The sequence below is a fragment of the Streptomyces sp. DH10 genome (genome assembly GCF_029813805.1).
Lineage (GTDB): Bacteria > Actinomycetota > Actinomycetes > Streptomycetales > Streptomycetaceae > Streptomyces > Streptomyces coeruleofuscus.
Genome location: NZ_JARVKU010000025.1, coordinates 19133 through 35078, shown reverse-complemented (window position 1 = coordinate 35078; position 15946 = coordinate 19133). Strand labels below are relative to the sequence as shown.

15 protein-coding genes are annotated in these 15946 nt (G+C 73.2%); 5 read left to right on the top strand and 10 right to left on the bottom strand.

What is annotated here, in order from left to right:
- Positions 1-121 precede the first annotated feature (121 nt).
- The gene (locus QC385_RS36525) at positions 122-1714 is read left to right on the top strand and encodes an ABC-F family ATP-binding cassette domain-containing protein (RefSeq protein WP_279545690.1); all 1593 of its coding nucleotides are present in this window, start codon (positions 122-124) and stop codon (positions 1712-1714) included.
- An 82-nt stretch (positions 1715-1796) separates the two neighbouring features.
- Here QC385_RS36525 and QC385_RS36520 read toward each other — a convergent pair whose 3' ends face one another.
- Entirely contained in the window at positions 1797-3227 is a 1431-nt protein-coding gene (locus tag QC385_RS36520; protein ID WP_279545689.1) for a dihydrolipoyl dehydrogenase family protein, read from the bottom strand.
- 118 nt (positions 3228-3345) lie between these two features.
- On the opposite strand from QC385_RS36520, the gene trxA reads away from it, so the two are divergent.
- Positions 3346-3741 (top strand): thioredoxin, encoded by a 396-nt coding sequence (gene trxA / locus QC385_RS36515; RefSeq protein ID WP_279545688.1) that lies wholly within the window; start codon positions 3346-3348, stop codon positions 3739-3741.
- Here the strand turns inward: trxA and QC385_RS36510 are convergent.
- The 3 genes from QC385_RS36510 to QC385_RS36500 all read right to left on the bottom strand — a co-directional run bounded on the left by QC385_RS36510 (position 3738) and on the right by QC385_RS36500 (position 7219).
- The gene (locus tag QC385_RS36510; protein ID WP_279545687.1) at positions 3738-5174 is read right to left on the bottom strand and encodes a benzaldehyde dehydrogenase; all 1437 of its coding nucleotides are present in this window, start codon (positions 5172-5174) and stop codon (positions 3738-3740) included. The genes trxA and QC385_RS36510 overlap by 4 nt on opposite strands.
- Positions 5175-5418: 244 nt before the next feature.
- Complete coding sequence (locus QC385_RS36505) at positions 5419-6468, bottom strand: LacI family DNA-binding transcriptional regulator (protein WP_279545686.1); 1050 nt, start codon at positions 6466-6468, stop codon at positions 5419-5421.
- An 82-nt stretch (positions 6469-6550) separates the two neighbouring features.
- A complete protein-coding gene (locus tag QC385_RS36500) occupies positions 6551-7219 on the bottom strand; it encodes a TetR/AcrR family transcriptional regulator (RefSeq protein WP_279545685.1) in 669 nt (222 codons plus the stop codon).
- A 129-nt stretch (positions 7220-7348) separates the two neighbouring features.
- Here QC385_RS36500 and QC385_RS36495 point away from each other — a divergent pair, with 129 nt between their 5' ends.
- Positions 7349-7915: an NAD(P)H-dependent oxidoreductase gene (locus QC385_RS36495; protein ID WP_279545684.1), complete on the top strand. Its 567-nt coding sequence runs from the start codon at positions 7349-7351 to the stop codon at positions 7913-7915.
- 71 nt (positions 7916-7986) lie between these two features.
- Here the strand turns inward: QC385_RS36495 and QC385_RS36490 are convergent, their stop codons facing one another.
- The 4 genes from QC385_RS36490 to QC385_RS36475 are packed head-to-tail and all read right to left on the bottom strand — an operon-like array spanning position 7987 to position 12809.
- Entirely contained in the window at positions 7987-9174 is a 1188-nt protein-coding gene (locus QC385_RS36490; protein WP_279545683.1) for an XdhC family protein, read from the bottom strand.
- On the bottom strand, positions 9167-11281 hold the full coding sequence (locus QC385_RS36485; protein WP_279545682.1) for a xanthine dehydrogenase family protein molybdopterin-binding subunit: 2115 nt from the start codon (positions 11279-11281) through the stop codon (positions 9167-9169). Before QC385_RS36485 ends, QC385_RS36490 begins: the two co-directional genes overlap by 8 nt.
- Positions 11278-12270: an FAD binding domain-containing protein gene (locus QC385_RS36480; protein ID WP_279545681.1), complete on the bottom strand. Its 993-nt coding sequence runs from the start codon at positions 12268-12270 to the stop codon at positions 11278-11280. Before QC385_RS36480 ends, QC385_RS36485 begins: the two co-directional genes overlap by 4 nt.
- Positions 12267-12809 carry a (2Fe-2S)-binding protein gene (locus QC385_RS36475; protein WP_279545680.1) on the bottom strand — a complete coding sequence of 181 codons (543 nt, stop codon included), beginning with the start codon at positions 12807-12809 and terminating at the stop codon, positions 12267-12269. The genes QC385_RS36480 and QC385_RS36475 overlap by 4 nt, the downstream gene beginning before the upstream one ends.
- Positions 12810-13048: 239 nt before the next feature.
- Between QC385_RS36475 and QC385_RS36470 the strand changes: the two genes are divergently transcribed.
- Positions 13049-13627, top strand: coding sequence for a TetR/AcrR family transcriptional regulator (locus QC385_RS36470; RefSeq protein ID WP_279545679.1), 579 nt, complete (start codon positions 13049-13051; stop codon positions 13625-13627).
- Between the two features lie 39 nt (positions 13628-13666).
- Here the strand turns inward: QC385_RS36470 and QC385_RS36465 are convergent, their stop codons facing one another.
- Complete coding sequence (locus QC385_RS36465) at positions 13667-14572, bottom strand: LysR family transcriptional regulator (protein ID WP_279545780.1); 906 nt, start codon at positions 14570-14572, stop codon at positions 13667-13669.
- A 116-nt stretch (positions 14573-14688) separates the two neighbouring features.
- Here QC385_RS36465 and QC385_RS36460 point away from each other — a divergent pair, with 116 nt between their 5' ends.
- A complete protein-coding gene (locus tag QC385_RS36460; protein ID WP_279545678.1) occupies positions 14689-14919 on the top strand; it encodes a hypothetical protein in 231 nt (76 codons plus the stop codon).
- Positions 14920-14933: 14 nt separating this feature from the next.
- Here QC385_RS36460 and QC385_RS36455 read toward each other — a convergent pair whose 3' ends face one another.
- Positions 14934-15920 carry an ArsR/SmtB family transcription factor gene (locus QC385_RS36455; protein ID WP_279545677.1) on the bottom strand — a complete coding sequence of 329 codons (987 nt, stop codon included), beginning with the start codon at positions 15918-15920 and terminating at the stop codon, positions 14934-14936.
- Positions 15921-15946: the final 26 nt, after the last annotated feature.

The following is a 15946-nucleotide window of genomic DNA, read 5'->3' as shown; positions in this document are numbered from 1 at the left end:
CGGAGGCGCCCTGCGGGTGCCTCCGTTACCGTGACGTCCATGTCTACGCCCCGAATTTCCTAGCTGAGGACCCGCTTCCACGCCACCCGTGTGTCCTCTTGCTTGTTCGGAGCGTTTTCTCATGATCACCGTTCGTGACGTCGACGTGCGCGTGGGCGCGCGTCTGCTGCTGTCCGGCGTCTCCTTCCACGTCTCCCCCGGCGACCGCATCGGCCTGGTCGGCCGCAACGGCGCGGGAAAGACGACCCTGTTGCACACCCTGGCGGGCACCCTGCGGCCCGCCGCCGGGACCGTCGCCCGCACCGGTGACGTCGGCCATCTCCCGCAGGACTCGCGTGCGGCCGACCAGTCGGTCACCGTCATCGACCGGATCCTGTCCGCGCGCGGCCTGGACCACGCCGTACGGGCGCTGCGTCGTGCCGAGGCCGCGATGGCCGACGGGACGGAGCGGTCGATGAACGCCTACGTGCGGGCGGAGGCCGAGTTCCAGGCGCGCGGCGGATACGCGGCCGAGGCGGAGGCCGCCCGGGTCGCCGCCGGAGTGGGACTGGCTTCGGGGCTGATGGACCGGCCGCTGAGCGCCCTGTCGGGTGGTCAGCGACGGCGCGTCGAGCTGGCCCGCATCCTGTTCGCCGGGCACGGCACGCTGCTGCTGGACGAGCCGACGAACCATCTGGACGCGGACTCGGTCGCCTGGCTGCGCGGGTTCCTCACCAGCCACCAGGGCGGGCTCGTGATGATCAGCCACGACACGTCCCTGCTGGCCGGCACCGTGAACCGGGTCTTCCACCTGGACCCGGGGCGTGCCGCGCTCGACGTCCACAACACCGGCTGGGACGAGTATCTGGCCCAGCGGGACGCCGACGAGCGGCGACGGGCCCGCGAGCGGGCGAACGCCGAGCGCAAGGCGGCGACGCTGCACGCCCAGGCCGACAAGATGCGGGCCCGGGTCGCGACCGCGGTGGCCGCGCGGAACATGGCCCGCCGCGCCGACCGGATGCTCGCGGACCTGGAACCGGCCCGGCGCGCCGAGAAGACGGCCAGGATCCGGCTGCCCGAACCGGCGCCCTGCGGCCGGATCCCCCTCGGCGCCGTCAGCCTGACCAGGTCGTACGGCGGGCAGCACGTCCTGCGGGGCGTCGACCTCGCCGTCGACCGGGGCAGCCGTCTGGTGGTGCTCGGGCCCAACGGCGCCGGAAAGACGACCCTGTTGCGGATCCTCGCCGGGCAGGACGAGCCGGACAGCGGCCGGGTGGTCCACGGGCACGGGCTGCGCCTCGGCTACTTCGCCCAGGAACACGACACGCTGGACCCGGAACTGACGGTACGTGAGCATCTGGCAGGTGCCGCCCCGCATCTCACCGACGGCGAAGTGCGCCGGGTCCTGGGGTCGTTCCTGTTCTCCGGCGACGACGCCGGCAAGCGCGTCGGTGTCCTCTCCGGCGGCGAGAAGACCCGGCTCGCCCTGGCGGGCCTGGTGCACTCGGGCGCGAACGTGCTGCTCCTCGACGAGCCCACCAACAACCTCGACCCGGCCTCCCGTGCCGAGGTGCTGGCCGCGGTGGGCACGTACCCGGGCGCGATCGTCATGGTCACGCACGACGAGGGCGCCGTCGACGCGCTGCGGCCGGACCGGGTGCTGCTGCTGCCGGAGGCGGAGGAGGACCTGTGGAGCGACGACTACCGGGAGCTGGTGGTGCCCGCGCACGCGTGACCTGGCCGGTCCCCGGTCGATCACCGGATGCCCGGGGTTGTCCCGCGCCTGGCGGGACAACCCGGGTCACACGATCCGGAGGTCAGGCGTCGCGGTAGGCCTCCAGCAGCCGCAGCCACACCTCGCTGATCGTCGGGTACGAGGGGACGGCGTGCCACAGGCGGCCGACGGGGACCTGACCGGCGACGGCGATCGTGGCGGAGTGGATGAGCTCGCTGACGCCGGGGCCGACGAGGGTCACCCCGCGCAGGATCTCGTCCTCAAGGTCCACGACCATGCGGGCGCGGCCTTTGTAGCCGTCGGCGTACAGGCCCGCGCCCGCGACGGTGGACAGGTCCACGTCGACGGCCTTCACCCGGTGCCCTGCCTGCTCGGCCTCGGCGAGCGACAGCCCGACGGCCGCCGCCTCCGGGTCGGTGAAGACGACCTGGGGGACGGCGGTGTGGTCGGCGGTCGCGGCATGGGCGCCCCAGGGTTCGGCCAGGAGGTTCTCGCCGGTGGCCCGTGCGGCGATGGCGGCGCCCGCGATGCGGGCCTGGTACTTGCCCTGGTGGGTGAGGAGGGCGCGCTGGTTGACGTCGCCGACCGCGTACAGCCAGTCGTGGCCGGTGACGCGGAGGCTGTCGTCGACGTCGAGCCAGGTGCCGGGTCCCAGGCCGATCGTCTCCAGGCCGAGGTCGTCGGTGCGGGGTGCGCGGCCGGTCGCGAAGAGGATCTCGTCGGCTTCGACGCGGTCGCCGTGGTCCGTGACGGCCACGACGCTGCCGTTCTCACGGGTCACCGATTCCACCGACGTGCCGGTGCGGACGTCGGCTCCGGCCTCGGTGAGCGCCTCGGCGACGAGTTCTCCGGCGAAGGGCTCCATCCGGGCGAGCAGGCCCTTGCCGCGCACCAGCATGGTGACCTTCGAGCCGAGGGCCTGCCAGACGGTGGCCATCTCGGTGGCGACGACACCGCCGCCGACGACGATCAGGCGGCCGGGCACGTTCTTGGCGCTGGTGGCCTCCCGGCTGGTCCACGGCCGGACCTCGTCCAGCCCGGGCAGCCCGGGCAGGGCGGCGCGGCTGCCGGTGCAGACGGCGACGGCGTGCCGGGCGGTCAGGACGCGTTCACCACCGTCCGGGCCGGTGACCGTCACCGTGCGCGGGCCGGTGAGGCGGCCGTGGCCGCGGTACAGGTCGGCGCCGATGCTGTCGAGCCATCCGACCTGCCCGTCGTCCTTCCAGTTCGAGGTGTAGTAGTCGCGGTGGGCGAGGACCGCGGAGGCGTCGAGGGGGCCCTGCACCGCCTGGCTCAGGCCCGGCACGCGGCGGGCGTCCGCGCGGGCGATGACCGGCCGCAGCAGGGCCTTGCTGGGCATGCACGCCCAGTACGAGCACTCGCCGCCGACCAGTTCGCTCTCCACGACCGCGGTGGTCAGACCGGCCGCGCGGGTGCGGTCGGCGACGTTCTCCCCCACGGGCCCGGCCCCGAGCACCACGACGTCGTACGCGTTGGTTTCCGTTTCCGTCATGGGGTCAGTCTGGTGGGTGGTGTGCGCGCTGGCCACACGGGTAGGGGCGCGGAATACGTACCAGGTCGGCCGTGTTGTGCCGACGGCTTGACCCACACCAGGAAGAGGGATTTACGCCATGAGCAGCACCGTGGAGCTCACCAAGGAGAACTTCGACCAGACGGTCACCGACAACGAGTTCGTCCTGATCGACTTCTGGGCGTCCTGGTGCGGGCCGTGCAAGCAGTTCGCCCCGGTGTACGAGAAGGCCGCGGAGGAGAACCCGGACCTCGTGTTCGGCAAGGTGGACACCGAGGCGCAGCCGGAGCTGGCCGCGGCCTTCGGTATCCAGTCGATTCCCACGCTGATGATCGTCCGTGACCAGGTCGCCGTCTTCGCCCAGCCGGGCGCCCTGCCCGAGGCCGCCCTGACGGACGTCATCGGGCAGGCCCGGAACCTCGACATGGACGAGGTCCGCAAGGCCATCGCCGAGCAGCAGGCCCAGGAGGGCCAGCAGCAGGCGCCGCAGGGCTAGAACGGATACGGAGCCACGTCTCCGCGTACCGTCGTCCAGCGCAGTTCGGTGAAGGCCTCCAGGTTGGCCTCGCCGCCGAAGCGGGCGCCGGTGCCGGAGGCGGCCACACCGCCGAAGGGTGCCACGGCCTCGTCGTTGACCGTCTGGTCGTTGATGTGGACGATGCCGGTCGGGATGCGCTCGGCGAGGTCCAGGCCGCGGGCCGTGTCGCGGGTGACGATGCCCAGGGAGAGTCCGTAGGGGCTCTGCGCGGCCAGGGCCGCCGCCTCGTCGGCGGTGTCGAAGGAGCGTACGGGCGCGACGGGGCCGAAGACCTCCTCCGCGTACGCGGGGGTGTGGTCGCCGACGTGGGCGAGGACCGTGGGCCGGTAGTAGAGCCGGTCGTAGGTGCCGCCCGCGGCGATCTTGGCACCGGACGCCGTGCTGGACTCGACCAGGCCGTTGATCTTGGCGAGCTGGCCCGAGTCGATGATCGGGCCGAGGTGGACCTGTTCGCGGTACGGGTCGCCGACGGCGAGTGACTCGGCCTTGGCGGCGAGCCGTTCGACGTACTCGTCGTACAAGGACGCGTGCACCAGGTGGCGTCCGGTCGTCATGCAGATCTGGCCCTGGTGGAAGAACGAACCCCAGGCGGCGGTGGAGATCACCGCGTCGAGGTCGGCGTCCGGCAGCACGATCATGGCGGAGTTGCCGCCGAGTTCCAGGTGGGCCCGCTTGAGGTGGCGGCCGGCGGCCTCGCCCACGGCCCGCCCGGCGGGGGTGGAGCCGGTGAAGGAGATGACCGGCACGCGCGGATCGGCGACCAAGGCCTGTCCGGCGTCCGGGCCGCCGGGGAGGACGTGCAGCAGGTCCTGCGGCAGGCCCGCGGCGGCGAAGACCGCGGCGAGGGACAGTCCTCCGCAGACGGCGGTGCGCGGGTCCGGCTTCAGGAGGACCGCGTTGCCGAGGGCCAGGGCCGGTGCGACGGAGCGGATGGACAGGATCAGCGGGGCGTTGAACGGGGAGATCACGCCCACCACGCCGGCCGGGACGCGGCGCGTGTACGACAGGCGCGGCGCCTCGCTGGGCAGGACCTGGCCGGCCGGGCGGGAGGCGAGCGCGGCGGCCTCGTAGCACTCCTGGGCGGCGACGTGCAGTTCGAAGTCGGCCTTGCCGGGGACGGAGCCGGATTCACGGACGAGCCATTCGCGCAGTTCGGCCGCGTGTGCCGTGAACAGGTCGCCGGCCTTGCGGAGCACGGCGGCCCGGACGAAGTGTGGGGTGCGGGCCCACTCGAGTTGGGCGGCGGCGGCCCTCCCGGCGGCGGTTCCGACGTCCTCGGGGGTGGCGAGGGCGAGAGTGCCGAGGGCTTGGCCGGTGGCGGGTTCGGTGACGGTGTACCCGGGCCCTGTCAGGGTCTGGGACTGCCAGGTCCTGGTGTCGAGCAACGGCATGACGGCTCTCCGATCGATCGGTCACCGGCTGACGGGGTGGGCGGAACTCCCGTGAGTGCGCGGCCGGTTCGGCGGTCATAGGGCGGGACGCGCCGACCGGGACGCAGCCGTGCGTGCCGGTGGCCCGCGTTCGTACGCGTCCCCATTTTGTTGAGCGTGCAACATCCTAGTCATGCCGCGGGCCGACGACCCGGCCGACCGCCCTCCGCTCAGACCCGTCCGGAGCAACCGCTGCGGAGTCGGGTCAGCTCGACTCGCGGTGCAGCACCGTGGCGCCCAGCACCTTGTGCGTCTCGGGCTCGGTCCCGGGCCTGCGCACGGCGCGGTCGACCAGTTCGGCGAGGTCACGTCCGGAGGGCAGTTCCAGGCGGACGGTGCTGAGCCGCGGCCGCAGCAGCCGCCCGAGCATCAGATCGTCGGCGCCGATCACGGCCGTCTCCTCGGGGATGCGGATGCCCTCGTCCTGGAGGGCCCGCATCAGCAGCATCGCGTACTCGTCGTTGTAGGTGAACACGGCATCCAGGCCGAGGCTGCGCCAGCGGGCGGCGAGGCGCGCGGCGGCCTCCTCCTCGTACGGGAGGGGCAGTTCGGTCACGGTGGCGTCGGTGCCCCGCAGGGACTGACGCACGCCGTCGAGCCGGGGCGCGGAGAACGCCTCGAGGCCGGGTTCCCGCGGGACGACGACGCCGATGCGGCGCCGGCCCCGGTCGTAGAGATGGGAGCCCGCGCTGTGGCCGACCACGTCGTGGTCCATGAGCAGGGCGTGTGCGCCCTCGATCGTCTCGGGGCCGAGGGTGACCACGGCCCGCGCTCCCGAGCGCTTGAGCACCGCCACTCCGCGCGGGCCGAGCCCGGAACCGGGCACGAGCACGGCCACGGGCCGCAGTTCGGCCCAGGCGCGGGCGGCCTCGTCGCCGTGCGGGCCGCCGGTGCCGTACTGCACGACCGTGTAGTCCAGGCTGCCGAGCGCACCCTGGAGGTCGCTGAGGAACTGGCGGTAGAGCGGACCGACGGGGAAGGTGGGCGCGGGGATCAGGACCATACGGCTGTGCCCGGCGCGCAGGCTGCGGGCCGCCGCGTGCGGGACGTACCCGAGTTCCTTCGCGGCCTGGTGGACCCGGCGGCGCGTGGGCTCACTGATCCGTACGGCGCTGGTGTTGTTGAGGACGTAGGAGACGGTCGCGCGCGAGACGCCGGCCAGGCGGGCCACGTCGGCGCTCGTGGGCACGGAGCGCGACGGCACGGGGGACGGGGGCGCGGGCGTTCTGGGTATCTGCACCATGACGTACGGCATCTTGGCAGAAGCCCCAATGCGCTTGTCAGGCGGGGGAGTTGTGGGGAAGCCGTGAGCGGTCACGGAGATCCGGGGGCGGACCTCAGCGGGCCGGGGCCGTACCCGTCACCCGGTTCACGAGGTCGACCCAGGCGTCCTCCAGGCGAGCCAGGGGTATCCCGCACTGCCTGGTCAGATGGTTGATCAGGGCCGGGTCGAGCTGGCCCATCAGGGTGTGGGAGATCAGTTCGCAGTCCGCCTCCGGGACGACCTGCCGCAGCAGCATGGCCAGGTGGTGGTGGCGCACCCGGCGGGGCGGCACGGTGAAGCGGCGGCCGGCGCCCGGCTCGGCCGCCAGTTGCAGCTCCAGTTCGTCCGTGGAGCGGCGCAGCGACGCACAGCCGAACGCCCGCAGCCGCTCCACGGGGGGCGCTCCCGGGCCGAGCGGCGGCGGCCCGGACAGGAAGGCGGCCTGGAACTTCTTCTCGGAGTGATCGAGCAGCGCCGTCAGCAGACCGGTGCGGTCGCCGAACCTGCGGAAGACCGTGCCCTTGCCCACACAGGCCTCGGCGGCCACCGCCTCCATCGTGACGGCGTCCGCGCCCCGCTCCGCCACCAGCCGCGCGGCGGCTTCCAGCAGCCGGGCACGGTTGCGCGCGGCGTCGGCCCGCAGGCACGGCTCGTCGGGCTCCAGGGCGGTGCCGACCTGAAGCAGCTCGGGGTGGTCGACGGACTCCTGGGGCGTCGGGAAGGGCGGCGGGAGGGCGGACATGAAGCCAGCGTAAAGCATCGGGAACAAAACTGGACCGCGGTCCGGTTAGGGTGCTAGAAATTAAACGGACCCCGGTCCGGATCGTAACGGCAGTGTTTCGGAGCCGTCCTTCACTACGTGGGAGTCAGCATGTCTGTTCGTATCCTCGCGCTCGTCGGCAGCCTTCGCGCCGGTTCGCACAACCGCCAGCTCGCCGAGGCCGCCGTCAAGCTCGCCCCCGAGGGTGCCGAGGTGGAGCTGTTCGAGGGGCTGGCCGAGATCCCCTTCTACAACGAGGACATCGACGTGGAGGGCAGCGTTCCGGCCGCCGCCGAGCGGCTGCGTGAGGCCGCCTCCGCCGCCGACGGCCTGATCCTGTTCACGCCCGAGTACAACGGCACCATCCCGGCCGTCCTGAAGAACGCCATCGACTGGCTGTCCCGCCCGTTCGGCGCCGGTGCCCTCAGCGCCAAGCCGGTCGCCGTGGTCGGCACCGCGTTCGGCCAGTACGGCGGTGTCTGGGCGCACGACGAGACGCGCAAGTCCGTCGGCGTGGCAGGCGGCAAGGTACTGGAGGACGTCAAGCTGTCCATCCCCGGCTCGATGACCCGCTTCGCCGAGACGCACCCGGCCGACGACGCCGAGGTCGCCGCGCAGCTGACCGAGGTCATCGCCCGCCTGCACGGCCACGTCACGGAGCCGGCGGCCGCTGCCTGACCCGCTCGCGAACGGAGCCGCAAAGGGGCCGAGGCCGTCACCGGCCACGGCCCCCTCCGGCATGTCGCCGCTCAGACCGGTGACACCAGCTGCCCGGCCACCCGCTCGTCCCGGTGGATCGGGGTGTCCGATCCGGTGAGCGGCCGGCCCGATCCGCCGTGCCGTGCCGCGACGATCTCCGCCGCGATCGACAGGGCCGTCTCCTCGGGCGTACGGGCGCCCAGGTCGAGGCCGATGGGTGACCTGAGCCGGGCCAGTTCGGACTCGCTCACGCCCGCTTCCCGAAGCCGCCGGTTGCGGTCCTCGTGGGTGCGGCGGGAGCCCATGGCACCGACGTAGGCGACCGGCAGCCGCAGGGCTTCGGTCAGCAGGGGGATGTCGAACTTGGCGTCGTGGGTGAGCACGCACAGCACCGTGCGCCCGTCGGTGTCCGTGCTCGCGAGGTAGCGGTGGGGCCAGTCGACGACGATCTCGTCGGCGTCGGGGAACCGGACCCGGGTGGCGAAGACGGGGCGGGCGTCGCACACGGTGACGTGGTAACCGAGAAACTTGCCCGCCCGCACGAGGGCGGCGGCGAAGTCGATCGCGCCGAAGACGATCAGGCGGGCCGGCGGGACGGCCGACTCGACGAGCAGGGTGAGTCCGCCCGGGCAGTGCGAGCCTCCCCCGGACTCCGTCCGGGGGGACCCCCATCTCGCTCCGCTCGCGGAGACCTCGACCGTGCCGGTGCGGCCGGCATCCAGCAGGGCGCGGGCCTGGGCGATCGCGGTGCGGTCCAGGTCCGGATCGCCGCCGAGGCCGCCCTCGTGCGTGCCGTCGGGGCGTACGAGCACCGCCCGGCCGAGGAGGCCGGCCGGACCGTGGACCACTCGGGCGAGGGCCACCGGTTCGCCGTGGGCGGCGGCCGACAGAGCGGCCGCCGGTGCGGCGGCCTGGGCCGTCCGGCCGGCACCGTACGGGGTGATCATGATGTCGATGGTTCCGCCACAGGTCAGTCCGACCGCGAAGGCGTCCTCGTCGCTGTAGCCGAACCGCTCGACACGCGTCTGCCCGTCCTGGAGGACCTGGAGGCACAGGTCGTACACCGCGCCCTCCACGCACCCGCCGGAGACCGAGCCGATGGCCGTGCCGTCGGCGGAGACGGCCAGGGCGGCGCCGGGAGGGCGCGGGGCGCTGCCGCCGACGGCGACGACCGTGGCGACGGCGAAGTCCCGGCCCTCCTCGACCCACTCGTGCAGGTGCCCGGCGAGGTCAAGCATCGCCGCCCGCCATCAGGACGCGGTCGGGGCGGATGGGCAGGTGGCGGTGGCGGACGCCGGTCGCGTGCCAGACGGCGTTGGCGACCGCCGCGGCGGCGCCCACGATGCCGATCTCGCCGATGCCCTTGATGCCGATCGGATCGTCCGGATCAGGGTCGTCGACCCAGTCGGCCTCGACGTGCGGGATGTCGGCGTGCGCGGCGACGTGGTAGCCCGCGAGGTCGGCACCGTAGACACCGCCCGTGGCCCGGTCCCGGACGGCTTCCTCGTGCAAGGCCATCGAGATGCCCCAGATCATGCCGCCGACGAGCTGGTTGCGGGCGGTGAGCGGGTTGACGATCCGGCCGGCGGCGAAGATGCCCAGCATGCGGCGTACCCGGACCTCGCCGGTGGCCGGGTCGACGGCGACCTCGGCGAACTGCGCCCCGAAGGAGTGTCGTTCCTTCTGGGCGAGGGAACCGATGGCCTCGGCCGTGTTCGACCGTACGGTGATGCCCTCCGGCGGGATGTCGGCGCCCGGCGCGAGGCTCTGCCGCAGCTCCTCGGCGGCGGCCGTGACGGCCCAGGCCCAGGAGCGGGTCCCCGTCGAACCGCCGGCGATCATCGCCGGGCCGAGGTCGCTGTCCCCTATGCGCACCCGGACGCGGTCCGTCGGCACCCCCAGCGCGTCGGCGGCGACCAGGGTGAGCGCGGTCCGGGCGCCGGTGCCGATGTCCGCCGCGTTGATCCCCACCGTGAAGGTGCCGTCCGCCTCCGCGGTGACGGCCGCCGTGGAGGGCATGGCTCCCGCGGGGAAGGAGGCGGCGGCGGTGCCTGAGCCGAGCAGCCAGCGGCCGTCGCGGCGCACGCCGGGCCGCGGGTCCCGGTCGGCCCAGCCGAACCGGCGGGCGCCTTCCTGGAAGCAGGCGACGAGGTTCCGGCTGCTGAAGGGCAGCCCGGACACCGGGCCCACGGTGGGTTCGTTGCGCAGGCGCAGCTCGATCGGGTCGATGCCGCACCGCTCGGCGAGCTCGTCGAGCGCCGACTCCAGCGCGAACGAGCCGGGCGCCTCTCCGGGGGCGCGCATCCAGGTCGGTGTCGGTACGTCGAGCCGCACGACCCGGCTGGCCGTGTGGTGCGCGTCGGCGTCGTACATCGCCCGGCTCGCGGCGGCGCTCGGCTCCACGAACTCGTGCACGGACGAGGTCATGTTCAGGGACTGGTGCTCCAGGGCGCGCAGCCGTCCGTCCGCGTCGGCGCCGAGCCTGACCCGCTGGGCCGTGGGGCTGCGGTAGCCGGCGAGCGAGAACATCTGCCGGCGGGTCATCACGACCCTGACCGGGCGTTGCAGGACGGTCGCGGCCATCACGGCGGCCACCTGGTGCGAACGGACACCCTTGCTGCCGAAGCCGCCGCCGACGTGCTCGGAGCGCACCCGCACGGAGGCCGGGTCGAGGGAGAACAGGTTCGCGAGCTCGCCGGCGACCCAGCTGGTGCCCTGGTTGGAGTCGACGACCTCGAGCCGGCCGCCTTCCCACAGGGCCGTCGCGGCGTGCGGCTCCATCGGGTTGTGGTGTTCCTCCGGAGTGGTGTACTCCGCGTCCACCACGACGGCGGAGGAGGCGAGTCGGGCCTCCAGGTCGCCCTTCTCCATCACGCCCGGCGCGTGGCCGTCGACCGGATAGCCCTCGGTCTGCCGCTCGGCGGAGAACGCGACGTCGTGCGGCTCCTGGTCGTACGTCACGACGAGGGCCTCGGCGGCCTCCCTGGCCTGCTCGGACGTCTCAGCGACGACCAGCGCCACCGGCCAGCCCATGTGGCTCACCCGGTCGTGCTGGAAGAGGGCGACGCTGGGGTCCGGCGGGACGCCCAGCAGGCCTATGTAGTCGCTGTCGACGCGCGGGGCGTTGTGATGGTGGAGCACCGTGAGCACGCCGGGCATCCGGAGCACGGCCTCGGTGCCCAGGGCGCGGATGCGGCCGCGGGCGACGGTGGACAGGACCAGCCAGCCGTGGGCGAGTTCGGCGAAGGGGATCTCGGCGGCGTAGCGGGCCGCTCCGGTGACCTTGTCGCGGCCTTCCACGCGGGTGTGCGCGGTGCCGACGGAACCTTTTGCGGCGGTGGTCATCGGGCGACCTCCTCGGCGAGTTCACTCAAGCCGGCCACGACGAGGTTGCGCATCAGGGTCACCTTGTATCCGTTGTGGGGCAGCGGTTTCGCGTGGGCCAGTTCGGCGTCCGCGGCGGCCGCGAAGTTCTCGGCGTCGGCCGGTGCGCCGAGCAGGGCGCGTTCGGCCGTGCGGGCGCGCCAGGGGCGGGACGCGACCGCTCCGAAGGCCAGGCGGACATCCCGTACGACACCGTCCTCGACGTCGAGCGCGGCGGCGATCGAGCCGATGGCGAAGGCGTACGAGGCACGCTCGCGCACCTTGCGGTAGCGCGAGTTGGCGGCGACCGGGGTGGGCGGCAGGGTGACGCCGGTGATCAGCGCGCCCGGCGGCAGGGCCGTCTCCAGGTGCGGGGTCTCCCCCACCGGCAGGTAGAAGTCGGAGAGCGGCAACTCCCCCGGCCCGTCCGCCGTTTCGTAGGACACGACGGCGTCGAACGCGGCGAGTGCCACGCCCATGTCGGAGGGGTGCGTGGCCACGCAGTGGTCGGAGGCACCCAGGATGGCGTGATTGTGGTGCTCACCGGTGATGGCGGGGCATCCGCTTCCGGGGTTGCGTTTGTTGCAGGCGGAGGTGACGTCGGCGAAGTAGCCGCAGCGGGTGCGCTGGAGCAGGTTGCCGCCGACGGTGGCCATGTTGCGCAGCTGCCCGGAGGCGCCGGCCAGCACGGCCTGCGCCAACGCCGGGTAGCGGCGCCGGACTTCGGGGTGCGCGGCGAGGTCGCTGTTGGTGACGGTCGCGCCGATGCGCAGGCCGCCGTCGCCGGTCGGTTCGATGCGGTCCAGGGGCAGTTCACGCACGTCGACCAGCAGGGCGGGCCGCTCGACGCCGGTCTTCATCAGGTCGACGAGGTTGGTGCCGCCGCCCAGGAAACGGGCTTCTCCGTCGCCGTCGAGCAGCGCCACGGCGCCGGAGACGTCGTAGGCGCGCTGGTAGCCGAACTCCCTCATGCCGCCGCCCCCTTCGCCTCGGCGGCGCGGGCCACGGCCTGGACGATCGACACGTACGCGCCGCAGCGGCACAGGTTGCCGCTCATCCGCTCCCGGATCTCCTCAGGGGTCAGCGGTGGTGGTCCCGCCTCGGGCCGTACGTCGTCGGTGGCGGCGCTGGGCCAGCCCGCCGCGTGCTCCTCGATCAGGGCGATGGCCGAGCAGATCTGCCCCGGCGTGCAGTAACCGCACTGGAAACCGTCGAGGTCGAGGAACGCCTGCTGCACCGGGTGCAGTTGATCGCCTTCGGCCACCCCCTCGATGGTGGTGATCTCACGCCCCTCGGCCGCCACCGCGAGCTGGAGACAGGACACGGCCCGGCGGCCGTCGACCAGGACCGTGCAGGCGCCGCACTGGCCCTGGTCGCAGCCCTTCTTCGTGCCGTTCAGATCGAGGCGCTCGCGCAAAGCGTCGAGCAGGGTCGTGCGGTGGTCGACGGTCAGCGTGTACTTCTCGCCGTTGACGGACAGGGTGAGGTCGCTGGACGTCGATGGTGGCATGGAAGCCTTCTTTCTCACGTCGCAAGGTCAGCAGAAAGGAGTCGTATGTGGCGCGGCCGGTTCACAGCAGTGCAGGATGCGGGGCAGATCTGCCGCGGCGGGGTCGTCTCGGGCTGTCCGCACGGGCGTCCCGCCGATACGATGGGGCAAGCGGACAGTTGTCCGTTACCCGGAAACGTAACGGACAACTGTCCGCTTAACAAGGACCGGGTTTCGGCCAAGGACCGCGAGGAGGACGAGTGCGGCACAAGAAGGATGCTCCTCTGCGCTCGGACGCGCAGCGCAACCGCGAGCGCATCCTGGAAGTCGCACTGGTGGAACTGACGCGTGCGGCGGACGCCCCGCTGAGCGCGATCGCCAAGAAGGCGGGTGTCGGGCAGGGGACCTTCTACCGCCACTTCCCCAGCCGTGAGGCGCTCGTCCTGGAGATCTACCGGCACGAGATGCAGCAGGTCGCCGACACCGCGGCACCGCTGCTGGCGAGCCGGGAACCCGACCGGGCGCTTCGCGAGTGGCTGGACCGTTGCGCGCAGTTCGCCATGACGAAGGCCGGTCTGGCCGACGCGATCCGCCAGGCCACCGGCGCGCCGGGGAAGCCGGCGAAGCCGGCCCCCACCCCGCTGACCGAGGCGGCCGAACTCCTCCTCCGTGCCAACGAGAAGGCCGGGACCATCCGCCCGGGCATCACCGCGGACGATCTCTTCCTGGCCGTCGGCGGCCTCTGGACGATCGACCCGCACACCGACTGGCAACCACGCGCCGACCGCCTGCTGGACCTCGTGATGGACGCGCTGCGGGTGGGAGCGCCCGGGCGGTGAAGGGGCCGGGGCTTCAGCGCCCCTGAGCTGCTCAGCGCTTCAGGCGACCGCCGTGGGGGCCAGTTCCCGTAGTTCCCGGAGGGCCGTCGCCACCGCCGGGCGGGCGTGGCCGCCGCCGCGGGTGCAGGTCAGGAGCTTGCGGTGGGGATTGCCTTCGCAGCGCACCCGGGTGATCGGGAGATGTGGCGTCAGCTGCGCGAGGCGGGGGATGAGGGCGACGCCGAGCCCGTGGGCCACGAGGTGGGCGGCGACGTTCCAGTCGAGGGCGTGATGGACCACGTCGGGGGTGAAACCGGCCGCGCCGCAGGCGGACAGGACGTGCGGGCGGCAGGCGCTCTCCTCCACCGGCGCGATCCACGGCTCATGCGCCGCTTCCGCGAGATCGACCCGGGCCCGCCCGGCCAGCCGGTGCCCGCCGGGGACGACCAGGTCGAACGGGTCGTCGAGCAACGGCTGCTGGTCGAACCGCGTGTCGCTCAGCGGCGGGTTGTGCGGGGTGGACTCGACGATCGCCAGGTCGATGTCACTCTCGAAGAGGAGGTCGAAGCTCTCCAGGACGCCCGCCTCGGTGATCCGTACGGACAGCCGCGGGTGCCGCTCCCCCAGCCGGGCCGCCATCGGCGCCAGCAGCACCGAGATGGCCACGGGGAAGCCCGTCACCCGCAGCACCCCGGACGGCGCCCCGTGGTCCGCCCGCAGATCGAGTTCCGCCTGGTCCCAGCGGGCCTGGATGGCGTCGGCGTGCGCGAGCAGGCTCTCGGCGGCCGGAGTGAGGCGGACTCCGCGTCCCTGCGGTTCCAGCAGGTCGACGTCCAGGTCACGGGCGAGCTGCCGGATCTGCTGGGAGGCGGCGGACGGGGTGAAGTGCAGGGCCCGGGCGGCCGCGGTGACCGTGCCGTAGTGGGCGACCGCCCTCAGGACGTGCAGTCGGCGCAGGTCAATCATGAAGTCCACGCTTCACAATGACGTCCACAAAGTCAACCTGGACGTGTACGGAGGCTCCGACGCACCCTGGCTGTGTCGCGACGGTCAACCAGCCACGACGCACGAGGAGTCAAGACATGATCAGCACCACCAGCACCGTCTGCCCGCACTGCGGCTGGCCGGACGGAGGCGAGCCGTTCCAGGTGCTGTCCCGGCACACCACCGCGTCGGGCCGCACGGAGTGGACGCGCTGCGGATGCGGCTCGCTCCAGGTCCGGGTCGTCGACGGCGGCGGCATGCGCGTCGTCTCGCGGAGCAGGCCGCCGTCCGGGTCGGCTCCGGCTCGGTCGGGCACGGCGAGCCGCTGAGTGCCCGGGAGTACTCAGGCTCTGCCGTGCCGGGCCAGCCGCTCCCCCAGCGGACTACGCCGGTACAGGACACGACGGCCGTCGCGGGCGCGGGTGACCAGGCCCGTCGCGTGCAGGACGCGCAGGTGCTGGGACACGGCGCTCGGGGTCACGCCGAGGCGCCGGGCCAGCTCCACCGTCGGCAGGGGCTCGGCCAGCAGCCGCAGCAGCGTGCTGCGGGGCGCGCCGAGCAGGGCCGTCAGGGCGGGGGCGTCCGGCTCGGGCTCCGGTTCCCACAAAGTGGCGGCGCCCCGGCTGGGATAGGCGAGCATCGGCGGTTCCGCGGCGCTGACCGGGGGCGCCGGCTGGTGCGCGAACAGGGACGGCACCAGGCGCAGTCCGCGTCCGGAGCCGTCCACGTGGTGGCGTCCGCGCATCCGGTCGACGCGCAGGACCCCGTCGTCCCAGCGCAGGTTGCGGTGCAGGTCGGCGAAGAGCAGCCGGGCACCGCCGGTGGCCAACTGCCGTGCCCGGTGGGTGATGTCGGCCTCCAGGACCAGCCGCATCCGGGGCCAGGACGGCAGCAGCGCCGACTCCCAGTACCGCCGCAGGAGTGCGCGCAGCTCCTCCAGCAGCTCCGCGACGGGAGCGTCACCGGGCGCGGTGACAGCCCGCAGGGCGGTCGGCAGGGGCCTGGGCGCGTGGGCGGCGAGCAGGTCACGGCGCACGGTCTGCGCGGGTGTGGCGCGTACGACGGTCAGCTGCTCGTCGAGGGTGGGCGCGAAGGACGCCGGCCTGGGGGTCAGGAAGTCGGGCAGGGCCAGGGTGTCGCCCACGAGGGCCGCGAGCAGCCGGGCGTCGGCCGGGTCGAGCCTCTCGAGTACGGCGGCGCGCCAGCGGACGTGCAGGGGGTAGAGGGCGGGGGCGCGCAGGGCGCGGAGGCTGCCCATCACCTCGCGCAGGGGCGAGATCGCGAAGCGGGTGTCGGCGAGGTCCGCGGCGTCGAGCCGGAAGCTGATCATTAAGGCCCCCGCTACATCCTTTGGCA